Origin of the sequence: Nocardia sp. SYP-A9097, assembly GCF_009649815.1 — a bacterium.
Lineage (GTDB): Bacteria > Actinomycetota > Actinomycetes > Mycobacteriales > Mycobacteriaceae > Nocardia.
The window spans coordinates 175,305-189,268 of record NZ_WJIC01000010.1 but is presented as its reverse complement, the minus strand read 5'-3'; the positions used below and the strand labels follow the sequence as shown (position 1 = coordinate 189,268).

The following is a 13,964-nucleotide window of genomic DNA, read 5'->3' as shown; positions in this document are numbered from 1 at the left end:
CACATAAACGTCACCTGGGTGCGGCATAGATCTCACCGAGATCTCGCTCATATCTCACGCTGACGTCGGCGCCAGGTCTATCGCCCGCTACACTCATGCGGGGAAACACGCGGGCAACCGCGTCGTCACAGTCACCATCGCGCAGAATTTCGGAGTAGTGCCATCGAAACCGGCCAAGTGATCGCAGGGCATTACCGCCTGGTCGAACGGATTGGTAGCGGCGGCACAGGCGTCGTCTGGCGAGCCGTCGACGAGCGGCTGGAGCGTTCGGTGGCGATCAAACAGATCATCACCCAGCCGAGTCTGTCCGCAGCCGATAAGGACATCGTGCGTCAGCGCGCTGCCCGTGAGGCTCGCAATGCTGCTCGCTTCCAGCATCCCAACGCCATTGTGGTGTTCGACATTACCGAGCACGAGGGCGACCCGTGCCTCGTCATGGAGTACTTACCGTCGCAGAGCCTGGCGGTGGTGCTCTCCTCGCAGGGCACCCTCCCGCTGCCTCAGGTCGCGCGCATCGGTGAGCAGGTCGCATCGGCGTTGATCGCCGCGCACCGGGTGGGCATCGTGCATCGCGATGTGAAGCCCGGCAATATCCTGCTCGGCGACAACGGGGCGGTGAAGATCACCGACTTCGGCATCTCCAAGGCCAAGGGCGATGTCACCCTCACCGCCACCGGACTCATCTCCGGCACCGCCGCCTACCTCGCACCCGAGGTCGCGCGCGGCGCCGAACCGAGCCCGGCCGCCGACGTATTCGCCTTGGGCGCGACGCTCTTCCATTCCTTGGAAGGCGAACCGCCATACGGCACCAACCCGAATCCGCTCGCACTGCTGTACGCGGCGGCCAATGGGCAGATCAGCACGCCGCGCAATGCCGGACCGCTGAGTGATCTGCTGCTGGCACTGCTCAGCTTCGAGCCGGAGGACCGGCCGAGCATGACCGAGGTCCGCGACATCATGGCGGAGTTCGCGGAGATCGGCCCCGATGCCGAGGCCACCCGGGTCATGGCCGCGCGTCGGACCGGCGGAGCCCTGACCCCGCCGCCTGGCAAACCGGCAGGTGCCCGGCCCGCACCGCAACGCGGGAACACCCGGCAGATGGACCGGCGCGGATCCGCCAACGCGGACATTCCGACCGGTGCCATGAGCCAAGCGCAACTGCTCGAAACCCCGCCACCGCGGCCGTCCGTCTCGGGCGGTCCGCCCACTCGCTCGACTCCGCGTCCGGAGCTCGAACAGAGTGGTGGGTCCAGCCGGAAACTGGTGTGGGCGGGCGTAATAGCGGTCGTCGTCATCGCGGCCGCGGTTATCGCCGGCGTACTGAGCTCCTCGAGTTCGGACAGTCCCACCGGACCGGGTGGTAGCACCAGCGCTACCAAGGCATCGGTGCAGACCACCACCGGTAAGGGCACCGCGGGTGCGCTGGGCCAGACCAAGAGCGCCGGACAGGTGACCGTGCAGAACGGTGCCGATGCCGTGCAGGCGTTCTACGACGGCCTCGTCTACCTGAGCTTCGGCGATGCGTGGAACCGGCTCACCCCGGCGGCGCAGCAGCTCTACGGCAGCCAGTCGGGTTTCCAGTCCTACTGGACCGACAATCGCGTCCAGCGCTACTCCACCATCACCGGTGCGCGCGGGGCCTCGGACAGCGTCAATTCCGATGGCTCGGCCGATATTTCGGTCGGTAGCGTCTCGGCCGGTGGCCAGACCAAGTCCTTCACCCTGCGGGTGATCGACGCGGGCGGCGGCAGCCTCAAGATCGACAGCGACACCAAGATGTAAATCGCATACCTGTTCAACAGTGCGCCGCACCGGTAATCCGGTGCGGCGCACTGCGTTTCCGGGCAGATCGCTTTCCGGTGTCCATCAGCCGGGTGATTCACGCCGCTGAACTCGGTAGCCTGTCGGTCATGAACGTGCGCCAGCTGCTCAGGGACGAGCGCGGGGAACTGGTCGAGCTCTTGCGCTCGCTGACCGAGTCGGAGTGGGAGACGCCGTCGCTATGCGCGGGGTGGCGGGTGCGAGATGTGGTCGCGCACTTGCAAACCGATGCGGTGGGGCTACCCAGTTATATGTTGATGGGGTTGCGCGCCGGATCGGTGAACGGCACCAATGCCGCACTGGTGGACCAGTTTTCAATGCTGCCGACCACCGAACTGGTGGATCGGCTGGCCAAGGCCAATGGCTGGTTCTCGCGGTATATGCCCAAGATCGCGCTCGCGGATATGTTCGTGCACCAGCAGGATATTCGCCGCCCGCTCGGACATGCGCGCAAGATTCCGGCCGAGCGCCTGATCGCGGTGCTCGGTCATCCGGATCCGTTCGCCTCACCCGGGCGGTATCTGAAGGGATTGCGCTGGGAGGCAACCGATGCCGACTGGTCGCGTGGCTCCGGGCCGCTGGTGCGCGGGCCGGGGGAGGCGCTGGCACTGGCCATGGTCGGGCGGACCGTCGCCCTCGATGATCTCGACGGCGACGGCGTGCCCGAACTGCGGGTGCGCTGCGGCTAGACGGTCTGGGTCTGCGCGGTGAGACTCGCCAGCAGGTGTAATGCGTTGGCGCTGGGCGAGTCCGCCTCGACGGTATGCGCGATCAGGCCCTGATCGGGATCGTCCGGCAGGCGCAGTGTTTCGAAGCCGAGGTCGATGCGGCCGACCACCGGATGCAGGTAGATGTACCGGCCGTGCGTTTTGTCCTTGAGCGCGTGCCGGTTCCATAGCTCGCGGAAGTCCGCACTCGCCTCGAGCAATTCGGCGATCAGCTCCGCTATGCCGGAATCGCCGGGATTGCGGGCGGCATCCAGGCGCAGATACGCCACCACATCGGCGGCCTTGGCCGGCCAATCCTCGTACAGCTCCCGCATGCCCTCATCCAGGAAGACCAGGCGCGCCAGATTCCGTTCGCGCGGCGGCAAGGCCGAGAAATCGGTGATCAGCGCCGCCGCCAGCCGATTCCACGCCAGCACGTTGGTGCCCCGGCCGACGATATAGGCGGGCACATCCGACGACTCCAGCAATCGCCGCAGTCCGGGCCGGACCTGCTGCTCGGCGGGCGGCTCCTCGCCCGACCAGGGGCGCGCCAGCCGATGGAAATGCTCCCGCTCCACCGGATTCAAGCGCAGCGCCCGCCCCACCGCATCGAGCACCGACTCCGAAAAGTGCAGTGTGCGGCCCTGTTCCAGCCGCACATAATGGTCGACACTCACCCCGGCCAGCAACGCGAGTTCCTCACGCCGCAGCCCCGGAACCCGCCGTCGCGCACCGTGATCGATCAATCCGACCTCCTGCGGGCTCAATCGAGCCCGGCGCGAGCGCAGGAATTCACCGAGTTCGGCACGACGGTCCAAGGTCATGAGATCAGTATCGCGGGCGGGCCCCCGGCTATTCCTGGTCATGCCGTGCCCAGGCACGAGCGGCACTGTTTACCGCGCTCGTATCGAACGAAAGTAGTGGTCACAGCCGGAACGGATCCGGCTCCGCGGCTCGCCGCGGGAGGTTTCCACTCAGGAGATTCGAATGACCACAACAGCACGCGGCGACTCCTCGACGGGCGGCGCGGTCGAGTCCACCCGCCCCTTCGGTGACACCGGTATGAACATCACCCGGCTCGGTCTCGGCACCTGGGTGATCGCCGGACCCGGTTGGGAGTACTCGTGGGGCGCCACCGATGACGCCGAATCCATTGCCGCCATTCGGCACGCGGTGAACAGCGGCCTCAACTGGATCGACACCGCCCCCGCGTACGGACTCGGTCACGCCGAGACGCTGGTCGGCCGCGCCCTCGCCGATCTGCCCGAGGCCGACCGGCCGTACCTGTTCACCAAGACCGGCCTCATCTGGGAGGAGGGCGACGACCGCTCCGGCCCGCCGCGCCGCATCATGCGACCGGAAACCATTCGCGCCGAACTGGAATCGTCGCTGCGCCGGCTGCGCGTCGACCACATCGACCTCTACCAGGTGCACTGGCCCGACACCGGCGCGGTCTTCGTCTACGGCGGGGAAGGCGAGAACCTGGCCGAGCCCACGCCGCTGGAGGAGTACTGGCAGCTCATGGCCGACTTCAAGAAGGAAGGTAAGGTCCGCGCCATCGGCCTCTCCAATCACAGTGTGGCAGAACTGGATCGGGCCGAAGCCGTAGCGCACGTGGACGCCATCCAGCCGCCGTTCTCGGCCGTCAACCGCACCTCGGCACCCGAAATCGCCTGGGCGAAGGCACATTCCACCGGCGTGATCGCCTACTCGCCGCTGCAGTCGGGGCTGCTCACCGGCGCCTTCACCGCCGACCGCGAACTCACCGCCGACGACTGGCGTTCCGCCAGCCCGGATTTCACCACCGGGCTGCCCGCCAACCTGGCGCTGGTCGACGCGCTGCGGCCGATCGCCGCCCGCCACGGCGTCACCGTCGCCGAAGTAGCCCTGACCTGGGTCAACTCCTGGCCCGGTATCACCGGCGCGATCGTCGGTGCCCGCAATGCCGGCCAAATCGACGGCTGGACAGGCGGTCTCACCCTGGAGCTCACACCCGCCGACCTGGCGGAAATCGCCACGGCCATCACCGCCACCGGCGCGGGTACCGGCCCCACCCACGCCTGACGGTCCACTCAACCCCAGACCCCTTGTCATCCCAGACCGTCCCTCACGTAATCCCAGTCCGTCCCATCCCATCCCCCGTCATCCCGGCATGCTTTTGGCCGGGATCCACACCGAGACCCTCCAACAGGTTTCCGCGGATCCCGGCCGAACTCCCGGAATGCCGAGGCACTCGCCTTGAAGGAGTACCCCTGATGTCCCTGCATGTCGTCGCCGAACTTCGCGCCCTCCCCGGCAGGGAGGATCGCCTCCGCACCGCTCTGGAAGCCATGATCGAACCATCCCTGGCCGAGCCGAATTGCCTGAATTACCAGCCCTTCGCCAACCCCAACGAGCCCGCGCACATGGTCGTGGTCGAGGAGTGGTCCAGCGCGCACGCCCTCGAGGAGCACTTCGCCACCCCGCATTTCCGTCATATCTCGGGCGTCCTCGAGGGCGTCCTCGCCGAGCCCATGATCATCCGGCGACTCGTCGCCGAGTGATCTCTTGATCTTCGATCAGCTCACAACCTGGGACGGGTTCCCGATTCATGGGTAGTGTCGAGCGCATGGTTGCGCGGATTCGGACGACAGTGGTGCTGGTATGCACCCTCGTCGTCGCCGCGTGGGCCGTTCTCTTCCTGGCTGCGGCACAGCCGAACTCGCTGATCGTGTTGGGTGCCGCGGCGCTGGTCGCCCTCACCGCCGCGCTGATCGCGGCGCGGGGACCGGTGCTGCGGGTCGTGGTCAGTGCGGGTCCGCCGGAGTCCGCCGGTCGGCGGCGCCGGGGAGCGTTTCTGCGACAGAGCAATCCGGATGCCGAGGGGCGGCCTCGCCCGCGAGCGCCGGGGGTGTGCCCGGCCTGATCGCGTGCGCGCGATCGGGTCCGCGGCTGCCCTGATTCCATTCACCCGCGCCGAAAACGCGGGTGCCTCGCAGTGAAGGTCCCCATGCTCGATTTCATCTATTACCCGGTGTCCGCGGTGCTCTGGTTGTGGCATACGGCCTTCGCGTCGGTGCTCGGCGCGTCCAGTGGCCTGGCGTGGGTGCTGGCCATCATCTTCCTCGTGCTCACCCTGCGCGCTCTGCTCATTCGGCCGTTCATGGCGCAGTTGCGTTTTCAGCGCACGCTGGCTCGTATCGCGCCGGAGATGAAGGAGATCCAGCGCAAATACGCCGATGACAAGGAGCAGCAGGTCATCGAGGTGCGCAGGCTGCAGCAGGAGCACAGCTTCAATCCGCTACTCGGATTTCTCCCCATGATCGGGCAGATTCTGGTGTTCATCGGCCTGTTCCACGTGCTGAATTCATTCCATGCCGGGACCACCAACTACGTGTTCTCCACCGAACAGGTGCAGTCCTTCCTGAACGCGCATCTCTTCGGTGCCCCACTGTCGGCGAGCCTGGCTCATGCGGGTGGAGCCGCGCCCGGTTCGCTTGCCGCCGTGGTGATTCCGCTGGTCGTGATCGCCGCGGTAGCGACCCATTACACCGCCCGCTACTCGGTGGCCCGCCAGCGCGAGATGGCTCCCGAAACGCCGCAAACCCGGGTCATGAACCTGCTGTCCATGTGGGCCTTCCCGCTCGGCACACTCGTCACCGGTGCTCTTTGGCCGATTGCGATCCTGCTCTACTTCGTCACTCAGAACGCCTGGACCTTCGTACAGCAGCACCTGGTCTATCGGCGCTTCGGCGCCGAAACGCCGGTGCCGTAATCGCCACCGGACGTCCGGCCGCACTGCCCCTCGGGCGGGATCTCGCGTGGTCGCGGCACCCCGGCCCGAAGCTGCCCGGCGGTCGGTCGACGGTGTGAGCTGGGTCGCATTCGCGGGGATGCCGCGGCCGGTGTGGGGCCGCGAGTCGGTCTGGCGGATAACCGGTGGCACCGACCCGATAGTCTGGTAGCTGGTCGCGGGCCGTTTCGGCGGTTCGCGCGACCCCTTCGATGATCAGCACAGACAAGGACTTGACAGCGCTATGACAAGCCGCATCGAGCTCGCCCGCGTGGATCTGCGCGGACGTACTCCCACTGCCGCCGAACTGCGCGCGGCACTGCCGCGTGGAGGCGTCGACGTGGACTCGGTGCTGCATCATGTGCGGCCGGTCGTGGAGGCGATTCGCGATCGGGGTGTCGAGGCCGCGCTGGAGTTCAGTGAGAAGTTCGACGGGGTGCGGCCGGTCTCGGTGCGGGTGCCCGCCGCTGAGATCGACAAGGCTCTCGAAGAGCTCGATCCGGCGGTGCGCACCGCCCTCGAGGTCGCGATCGAGCGCACCCGCAAGGTGCACGCCGATCAGCGGCGCACCGATAAGACCACGCAGGTGGTGCCCGGCGGCACCGTGACCGAGCGATGGATTCCGGTCGAGCGGGTTGGGCTCTATGTGCCGGGCGGCAATGCGGTCTACCCGTCCAGCGTGGTCATGAATGTGGTTCCCGCGCAGACCGCGGGGGTCGAATCGCTGGTGGTGGCCTCGCCGCCGCAGGCGCAATTCGGCGGACTGCCGCACCCGACGATTCTCGCGGCGGCCAAGCTGCTCGGGGTCGAGGAGGTGTGGGCGGTCGGCGGCGCACAGGCGGTCGCACTGCTGACCTACGGCGGTATCGATACCGATGGCGCGCAACTCGAACCGGTCGACATGATCACCGGGCCGGGCAATATCTATGTGACCGCGGCCAAGCGGCTCTGCCGCGGACTGGTCGGCATCGATGCCGAGGCCGGGCCCACCGAGATCGCGATTCTGGCCGATGCCACCGCCGATCCGGCTCATGTGGCCGCGGATCTGATCTCGCAGGCCGAACACGATGTGCTCGCGGCGAGCGTGCTCGTCACCGACAGCGTGGAACTCGCCGATGCCGTGGACCAGGCGCTGACCGCGCAGATGGCCGTGGTCAAACACCACGACCGGGTCACGGAAGCGTTGTCCGGCAAACAGTCCGGCACCGTGCTCGTCGATGACATCGCGCAGGGCCTGCGCGTGGTGAACGCCTACGCGGCCGAACACCTGGAGATCCAGACCGTCGATGCCTCCGCCGTCGCCGCCCAGGTGCGCAGTGCCGGAGCGGTTTTCGTCGGCGCGTGGTCCCCGGTCAGTCTCGGCGACTACTGCGCGGGCTCCAATCACGTACTGCCCACCGCCGGATGTGCCCGGCACTCTTCAGGTTTGAGCGTGCAGACGTTCCTGCGCGGAATCCACGTCGTGGACTACTCCGAGGCGGCGCTGAAAGACGTTGCCGGACATGTGGTCGCGCTCGCCAATGCCGAGGACCTGCCCGCGCACGGTCAGGCCGTCCAGGTGCGATTCGGAGAACTGCGGTGAATGCTGTGACTGTCCCGGGATCCGCCGTCTCGCTGGAAGATCTGCCGCTGCGCGAGAACCTGCGCGGCAAAAGCCCTTACGGCGCACCGCAATTGACGGTGCCCGTCCAGCTGAACACCAATGAGAACCCGCACCCGCCGAGTGGGGCGCTCGTCGACGATGTGGCCGAATCCGTTCGGGCCGCCGCCGCTGACCTGCACCGTTACCCCGATCGCGATGCCGTGGGCCTGCGCACCGACCTGGCCGCCTACCTGACCCGGCAGACCGGCGTCGCGGTGGATGTGTCGAATGTGTGGGCCGCCAACGGTTCCAATGAAATCCTGCAGCAGCTGTTGCAGGCGTTCGGTGGACCCGGCCGCAGCGCACTGGGTTTCGTACCGTCGTACTCGATGCACCCGATCATCTCCGAGGGCATCGATACCGAATGGGTCGAGGCCAAACGCACTGGCGACTTCTCCCTCGATATCGACTACGCCGTCATGGTGATCGCCGAGAAGCGTCCCGATGTGGTGTTCGTGACCAGCCCCAATAATCCGACCGGACACAGCGTTCCGATCTCGGACCTGGAGCGGATTCTCGATGCCGCACCCGGCATCGTGGTGGTCGACGAGGCGTACGGGGAGTTCTCCAGCGCACCCAGCGCCATCTCACTGATCGACCGGTTCCCGGCGAAACTCGTTGTGAGCCGGACCATGTCGAAGGCATTCGCCTTCGCGGGCGGGCGGCTCGGATACCTGGCGGCCGCGCCCGCGGTCATCGACGCCATGCTGCTGGTGCGACTGCCCTATCACCTGTCCGTGGTCACCCAGGCCGCGGCGCGGGCGGCACTGCGGCACGCCGACGAAACCCTCGGCAGCGTCGCGGAATTGGCCTCACAGCGTGATCGCGTCATGGCCGCGCTGACCGAAATGGGTTACGACGTAATCCCTTCCGACGCCAACTTCGTCCTCTTCGGCCGCTTCGCCGACGCCCCGCGCGCCTGGCAGCACTACCTCGACGAGGGCGTGCTCATTCGCGATGTCGGTATCCCCGGCTACCTGCGCACCACCATCGGCCTGGCCGCCGAGAACGACGAATTCCTGCGCGTGAGCGCGAAACTTGTTGCGACCGAAGTGGTTGCCCGATGAGTACGGCGGCGGGCCGCCCCGTGGATAGGGAAGCGAGCATGGACCGAATCGCCCGGGTGGAACGCACCACTCGTGAATCCAGCATCGTGGTGGAACTGAACCTCGACGGCTCCGGTAAGACCGATATCTCCACCGGCGTCCCGTTCTACGATCACATGCTCACCGCATTCGGCCAGCACGGCAGCTTCGACCTGACCGTGCAGGCCAAGGGCGATATCGAGATCGAGGCGCACCACACCGTCGAGGACACCGCCATCGTGCTCGGCCAGGCGCTCGCCCAGGCCCTCGGCGACAAGAAGGGCATTCGCCGCTTCGGCGACTCCTTCATTCCTATGGACGAGACCCTCGCCCAGGCCATTGTCGACGTCTCGGGCCGCCCGTACTGCGTGCACACCGGGGAGCCGGAACACCTGCTGCACACGGTGATTCCCTCCGCCGGGCCGGGCGCGTCCTACTCGACGGTGCTGAATCGCCATGTGTTCGAATCGATTGCGCTGAACGCCCGCATCGCCCTGCATGTACGGGTGCTCTACGGCCGCGACCAGCACCACATCACCGAGGCCGAATTCAAGGCTGTCGCACGGGCTTTGCGTGCCGCGGTCGAACTCGACCCGCGTGTCACCGGTATCCCCTCCACCAAGGGAACCCTATGAGCAAGAAACTCGCCCTGCTCGATTACGGCTCCGGCAATCTGCACTCCGCCGCTCGCGCCCTGGCGCGCACCGGCGCGGAGGTCGTTGTCACCGCCGACCCCGAAATCGCCTTGAACGCAGACGGTCTCGTGGTTCCGGGCGTCGGCGCGTACGCCGCCTGCATGTCCGGATTGCTGTCCGTGCGCGGTGACCGCATTATCGGCAAGCGCCTCGCCGGTGGACGTCCGGTACTGGGCATCTGCGTCGGCATGCAGATCCTCTTCGAACGCGGCGTCGAATTCGGTGTCGAGACCGAAGGCTGTGCCGAATGGCCCGGCGTCGTAGAGCGTTTGAACGCCCCCGTGCTGCCGCATATGGGCTGGAACACGGTCAAAGCACCGCAGGACAGCATTCTGTTCGCCGGTATGGACGAGGAGACCCGCTTCTACTTCGTGCACTCCTACGCCGCCCAAACCTGGGCACTGGACGAGACCGGCCCGCTGGCCCCCGCCAAACTCACCTGGGCCGAACACGGCGTTCCATTCCTCGCGGCGGTGGAGAACGGCCCGCTGAGTGCCACCCAGTTCCACCCGGAGAAATCCGGCGACGCCGGAGCCCAACTCCTGCGCAACTGGGTCGACTCGATCTGAGCCCCCGCCCTGAACCCGAAACCCCCGCCGAGCGCGGGGGTTTCGCATTTCTCCTGCCTCGGAGTTCAGGCCGCCAAGGTGGGGCGGGTGCCGGTTTCCCATACCGGGACCGTCCGCACTCGGTCGAAGAGCCAGCCGGTGGGGGTGCGGACGGCGTCGAAGTTGTAGACCTCGCCCAGGGTGTAGAACGGTTGGGAGAGTGGTGTTTTCGCGGTGGGGGCCGCCGCGAAGATGGCGACGAAATTGGCGCGGACGGTCGCGGTGTCGTCCTGCACGTCGATGATGACGCTGCTGATCAGGTGTTGAATGCGCCGGTCGGGGGAGTGGGTGCGGGTGGCCTGGGCGACCATGGCGGGCAGGCCGCGTGCCAAACCGCCGGGAGTTTCGACGGTGGCATCGTGCGTGTAGATCTCGCCCAGTTCGCCGAAGCGGCCCTCATCGAGGATCCGGCCGAGTCTGTCTACGAGAGTGGTGATTTCGGCGCGATCGTTCAGGATCGTGTTCATGGGGAGCGGCTTTCGCAGAAGTGATTGGTTGCTCCAACGTTGGTAGAACCAACATAACAGAATGTTGGCCGCACCAACAAGGGTTGTAGATTGCCCATATGGACAAAGCGCACACCGGCGCCTCCGGCAGGCTGCGCGCCCTGCCGACCCGCCTGGTCGGCCAGGTCGCCATCATCGCCAACCGCGCCACCGAACGCGCCCTGGAATCCACCGGTTCCCGCCGCTATCACTACGCGCTGCTGGCCACCCTCGACGAACACGGCCCCCTCAGCCAGGCCGAAGTCGGCCGCCGCACCGGCATAGACCGCAGCGACGTGGTAGCCGCCGTCAACGACCTGGCAGACCGCGGCCTCCTCACCCGCACGCCGGACCCCACCGACCGCCGCCGCAATATCCTCACCCTCACCCCCGCCGGCCGCGCCCACCTCCTCGACCTCGACACCCGCCTCGAAGCCGCCCAATCCGAACTCCTCCCCGGCTTCACCCCCGCCGAACGAGCCAACTTCGTCCTCACCCTCACCCGAATCCTGGAACTCCACGCCCCATGACCGAACGAACAGCGCGTCTGGGGATCGCACTGCGGGTATCGAGGGTGTTCGATACCGAGACAAGCTGTTCCGTCCGTTGCCGCCGGGGCGCGGGCAGGCGACCGGTCAGTAACCACTAGGATGCTCCCGTGAGTCTTGTGCTGCTACCTGCCGTCGATGTCGCCAATGGGGAGGCCGTGCGCCTGGTTCAGGGGGAGGCGGGGAGTGAGACCAGTTATGGGTCGCCTCGCGATGCCGCCCTGGCTTGGCAGAACGACGGGGCCGAATGGGTGCATTTGGTGGATCTCGATGCCGCGTTCGGTAAGGGATCCAATCGGGAGTTGCTGGCGGATGTCATCGGCGAACTCGATGTGAAGGTGGAGCTGTCCGGCGGCATTCGTGATGACGAATCGCTGAAGGCGGCCCTGGCCACCGGGTGTGCGCGCGTGAATCTCGGGACCGCGGCGCTGGAGAATCCGGAGTGGTGCCGGCGCGCCATCGGTGAGTACGGCGACAAGATCGCTGTTGGTATGGACGTCAAGATGATCGACGGGGAGTACCGGCTGCGCGGGCGCGGCTGGGTCACCGACGGTGGCGACCTGTGGGAGGTGCTCGAGCGCCTGGAGCGCGACGGCTGCTCGCGGTATGTGGTCACCGACGTCAGCAAGGACGGCACGCTGACCGGGCCGAACCTGATCCTGCTGCGCGATGTCGCCAATGCGACCGACTCGCCGGTGGTCGCCTCGGGCGGAATCTCCACCCTCGACGATCTGCGCGCCATCGCGACGCTCACCGGAGACGGCGTGGAGGGTTCGATCATCGGCAAGGCCCTGTACGCGGGCCGTTTCACCCTGCCCGAAGCTCTCGCAGCGGTGCGCTGATACCTGATGGCCGCCGAACTCGCCGAGCTGCTCACCATCGCCCGTGACGTACTCGACGCTGCCGCACCGCGTTTCGTGGAAGGCGTCGGCGCGCCCAGCGCGGTCGACAAGGGTCGCGGTGACTTCGCGACCGAACTCGACCTGGAGCTGGAGCGCACCCTCTCCCGGCAGTTGACCGAGCGCACCGGATTCGAGGTGCACGGTGAGGAATTCGGCGGCCCCCAGCTCACCTCCGGGACCGCATGGGTGCTCGACCCCATCGATGGCACCTTCAATTACTCTGCGGGACACCCGCTTTCGGGCATGCTGCTGGCGCTGGTGCGTGACGGCGAACCGGTTATCGGCCTGACCTGGCTGCCCGGTCTCAACCAGCGGTACGCCGCGACGGTCGACGGCCCGGTCCACCTGAACGGTCAGCCGCTGCCGAAACTGGAGCGCGGCAAGCTTTCCGACGCCATGATCGGCTTCGGTGCCTTCAATATCGATGGTGCGGGCCGTATTCCGGGCATCTTCCGCTTCAACCTGCTGGGTGCGCTGAGCCGCCTGTCCGGCCGGGTCCGCATGCACGGCTCGACCGGAATCGACCTGGCGTACACCGCTTCCGGGGTATTGGGTGGAGCCGTGGTCTTCGGCCATCACCCTTGGGACAATGCCGCCGGAGTCGCCCTGGTGCGCGCCGCGGGCGGCGTCGTCACCGATCTGCTCGGCCGCGACTGGACCATCGAATCGAAATCGGTGCTGGCCGCCGCGCCCGGCGTGCACGAAGAACTACTGGACATGATCGGCGAAACCGTCAGGGCCGCCGACACGGCGGGCCGTGGGTCGGACGCCGGGTCCGAGGAGAGGTAGAGCAATGACATTGGCAGTGCGCGTAATCCCGTGCCTGGATGTGGACGCCGGCCGCGTGGTCAAGGGCGTCAACTTCGAAAACCTGCGTGACGCGGGCGATCCCGTCGAACTCGCCGCCACCTACGACGCCCAGGGCGCGGACGAACTCACCTTCCTGGATGTCACCGCCTCCACCGGCGACCGCGGCACCATGATCGACGTGGTCACCCGCACCGCCGAACAGATCTTCATCCCCCTCACCGTAGGCGGCGGCGTCCGCACAGTCGCCGACGTAGACCGCCTCCTGCGCGCCGGCGCGGACAAGGTCTCGGTCAACACCGCCGCCATCGCCAATCCCGAAGTGCTGCGCGAAATGTCGGAACGCTTCGGCTCCCAGTGCATCGTCCTGTCGGTAGACGCCCGCACCGTCCCCGCGGGCCAACCCGCCACCCCCTCCGGCTGGGAGGTCACCACCCACGGCGGCAAACGCGGCACCGGCATCGACGCCGTCGAATGGGCCATCCGCGGCGCGGAACTGGGCGTAGGCGAAATCCTCCTCAACTCCATGGACGCCGACGGCACCAAAGCCGGCTTCGACCTGACCATGATCCGCGCCGTCCGAGCCGCCGTCTCGGTCCCCGTAATCGCCTCGGGCGGAGCGGGAAAGGTCGAAGACTTCGCCCCCGCCGTCCAAGCAGGCGCGGACGCCGTCCTCGCCGCCAGCGTCTTCCACTTCGGCGACCTCACCATCGGCCAGGTCAAGGACGCCATGCGCACCGAAGGTATCGTGGTCCGCTGACACCAGCCTGAGGGGGAGGCATGACAGCCATCGAGCCGTCGCCGGACCAGCCCGACCCCGACAAGGCCCAGCAGGATCCGGTATCCCCGCGTTCTTCGACTGCGCCACAACCGGATTCGGACACGCTCTCGA

The 13,964-nt window shown here is 67.1% G+C and carries 16 protein-coding genes; 14 read left to right on the top strand and 2 right to left on the bottom strand.

Annotated elements, in window-relative coordinates; genetic code table 11:
* The first annotated feature begins 177 nt into the window (after window positions 1–177).
* Window positions 178–1,782: a protein kinase gene (locus GFY24_RS21640; RefSeq protein WP_309231146.1), complete on the top strand. Its 1,605-nt coding sequence runs from the start codon at window positions 178–180 to the stop codon at window positions 1,780–1,782.
* 128 nt (window positions 1,783–1,910) lie between these two features.
* Entirely contained in the window at window positions 1,911–2,510 is a 600-nt protein-coding gene (locus GFY24_RS21635) for a maleylpyruvate isomerase family mycothiol-dependent enzyme (RefSeq protein ID WP_228566524.1), read from the top strand.
* Here GFY24_RS21635 and GFY24_RS21630 read toward each other — a convergent pair.
* A complete protein-coding gene (locus GFY24_RS21630) occupies window positions 2,507–3,352 on the bottom strand; it encodes a helix-turn-helix transcriptional regulator (RefSeq protein ID WP_153806874.1) in 846 nt (281 codons plus the stop codon). The genes GFY24_RS21635 and GFY24_RS21630 overlap by 4 nt on opposite strands.
* A 163-nt stretch (window positions 3,353–3,515) precedes the next feature.
* On the opposite strand from GFY24_RS21630, the gene GFY24_RS21625 reads away from it, so the two are divergent.
* The 8 genes from GFY24_RS21625 to hisH all read left to right on the top strand — a co-directional run bounded on the left by GFY24_RS21625 (window position 3,516) and on the right by hisH (window position 10,291).
* Window positions 3,516–4,592 carry an aldo/keto reductase gene (locus GFY24_RS21625; protein ID WP_228566523.1) on the top strand — a complete coding sequence of 359 codons (1,077 nt, stop codon included), beginning with the start codon at window positions 3,516–3,518 and terminating at the stop codon, window positions 4,590–4,592.
* 191 nt (window positions 4,593–4,783) lie between these two features.
* A complete protein-coding gene (locus GFY24_RS21620; protein ID WP_153806873.1) occupies window positions 4,784–5,071 on the top strand; it encodes a putative quinol monooxygenase in 288 nt (95 codons plus the stop codon).
* 65 nt (window positions 5,072–5,136) lie between these two features.
* Window positions 5,137–5,433: a DUF6412 domain-containing protein gene (locus tag GFY24_RS21615; protein ID WP_153806872.1), complete on the top strand. Its 297-nt coding sequence runs from the start codon at window positions 5,137–5,139 to the stop codon at window positions 5,431–5,433.
* Window positions 5,434–5,505: 72 nt separating this feature from the next.
* Entirely contained in the window at window positions 5,506–6,282 is a 777-nt protein-coding gene (gene yidC, locus GFY24_RS21610; RefSeq protein ID WP_153806871.1) for a membrane protein insertase YidC, read from the top strand.
* 262 nt (window positions 6,283–6,544) lie between these two features.
* Entirely contained in the window at window positions 6,545–7,882 is a 1,338-nt protein-coding gene (gene hisD / locus GFY24_RS21605; RefSeq protein WP_153806870.1) for a histidinol dehydrogenase, read from the top strand.
* Window positions 7,879–9,009, top strand: a complete 1,131-nt coding sequence (locus GFY24_RS21600; RefSeq protein WP_309231145.1) for a histidinol-phosphate transaminase — start codon at window positions 7,879–7,881, stop codon at window positions 9,007–9,009. The genes hisD and GFY24_RS21600 overlap by 4 nt, the downstream gene beginning before the upstream one ends.
* A gap of 38 nt (window positions 9,010–9,047) precedes the next feature.
* The gene (hisB, locus tag GFY24_RS21595; RefSeq protein WP_153806869.1) at window positions 9,048–9,662 is read left to right on the top strand and encodes an imidazoleglycerol-phosphate dehydratase HisB; all 615 of its coding nucleotides are present in this window, start codon (window positions 9,048–9,050) and stop codon (window positions 9,660–9,662) included.
* The gene (hisH, locus tag GFY24_RS21590) at window positions 9,659–10,291 is read left to right on the top strand and encodes an imidazole glycerol phosphate synthase subunit HisH (RefSeq protein WP_153806868.1); all 633 of its coding nucleotides are present in this window, start codon (window positions 9,659–9,661) and stop codon (window positions 10,289–10,291) included. The genes hisB and hisH overlap by 4 nt, the downstream gene beginning before the upstream one ends.
* 65 nt (window positions 10,292–10,356) lie before the next feature.
* Here the strand turns inward: hisH and GFY24_RS21585 are convergent, their stop codons facing one another.
* Window positions 10,357–10,797 carry a nuclear transport factor 2 family protein gene (locus GFY24_RS21585; protein WP_153806867.1) on the bottom strand — a complete coding sequence of 147 codons (441 nt, stop codon included), beginning with the start codon at window positions 10,795–10,797 and terminating at the stop codon, window positions 10,357–10,359.
* 98 nt (window positions 10,798–10,895) lie between these two features.
* Here GFY24_RS21585 and GFY24_RS21580 point away from each other — a divergent pair, with 98 nt between their 5' ends.
* The 4 genes from GFY24_RS21580 (at window position 10,896) to hisF (ending at window position 13,832) form a co-directional block, all read left to right on the top strand.
* Window positions 10,896–11,345 carry a MarR family winged helix-turn-helix transcriptional regulator gene (locus tag GFY24_RS21580; RefSeq protein WP_153806866.1) on the top strand — a complete coding sequence of 150 codons (450 nt, stop codon included), beginning with the start codon at window positions 10,896–10,898 and terminating at the stop codon, window positions 11,343–11,345.
* Between the two features lie 128 nt (window positions 11,346–11,473).
* Complete coding sequence (gene priA / locus GFY24_RS21575; RefSeq protein WP_309231144.1) at window positions 11,474–12,205, top strand: bifunctional 1-(5-phosphoribosyl)-5-((5-phosphoribosylamino)methylideneamino)imidazole-4-carboxamide isomerase/phosphoribosylanthranilate isomerase PriA; 732 nt, start codon at window positions 11,474–11,476, stop codon at window positions 12,203–12,205.
* A 6-nt stretch (window positions 12,206–12,211) separates the two neighbouring features.
* Window positions 12,212–13,054: an inositol monophosphatase gene (locus GFY24_RS21570; protein ID WP_153806865.1), complete on the top strand. Its 843-nt coding sequence runs from the start codon at window positions 12,212–12,214 to the stop codon at window positions 13,052–13,054.
* A 4-nt stretch (window positions 13,055–13,058) separates the two neighbouring features.
* Window positions 13,059–13,832: an imidazole glycerol phosphate synthase subunit HisF gene (gene hisF, locus GFY24_RS21565; RefSeq protein ID WP_153806864.1), complete on the top strand. Its 774-nt coding sequence runs from the start codon at window positions 13,059–13,061 to the stop codon at window positions 13,830–13,832.
* Window positions 13,833–13,964: the final 132 nt, after the last annotated feature.

Coding starts and splice junctions, on each gene's coding strand:
- GFY24_RS21635 (WP_228566524.1), top strand. CDS start 1,911: ATGAACGTGCGCCAGCTGCTCAGGGACGAGCGCGGGGAACTGGTCGAG.
- GFY24_RS21630 (WP_153806874.1), bottom strand. CDS start 3,352: ATGACCTTGGACCGTCGTGCCGAACTCGGTGAATTCCTGCGCTCGCGC.
- GFY24_RS21625 (WP_228566523.1), top strand. CDS start 3,516: ATGACCACAACAGCACGCGGCGACTCCTCGACGGGCGGCGCGGTCGAG.
- GFY24_RS21620 (WP_153806873.1), top strand. CDS start 4,784: ATGTCCCTGCATGTCGTCGCCGAACTTCGCGCCCTCCCCGGCAGGGAG.
- GFY24_RS21615 (WP_153806872.1), top strand. CDS start 5,137: ATGGTTGCGCGGATTCGGACGACAGTGGTGCTGGTATGCACCCTCGTC.
- hisD (WP_153806870.1), top strand. CDS start 6,545: ATGACAAGCCGCATCGAGCTCGCCCGCGTGGATCTGCGCGGACGTACT.
- hisB (WP_153806869.1), top strand. CDS start 9,048: ATGGACCGAATCGCCCGGGTGGAACGCACCACTCGTGAATCCAGCATC.
- hisH (WP_153806868.1), top strand. CDS start 9,659: ATGAGCAAGAAACTCGCCCTGCTCGATTACGGCTCCGGCAATCTGCAC.
- GFY24_RS21585 (WP_153806867.1), bottom strand. CDS start 10,797: ATGAACACGATCCTGAACGATCGCGCCGAAATCACCACTCTCGTAGAC.
- GFY24_RS21580 (WP_153806866.1), top strand. CDS start 10,896: ATGGACAAAGCGCACACCGGCGCCTCCGGCAGGCTGCGCGCCCTGCCG.
- GFY24_RS21570 (WP_153806865.1), top strand. CDS start 12,212: ATGGCCGCCGAACTCGCCGAGCTGCTCACCATCGCCCGTGACGTACTC.
- hisF (WP_153806864.1), top strand. CDS start 13,059: ATGACATTGGCAGTGCGCGTAATCCCGTGCCTGGATGTGGACGCCGGC.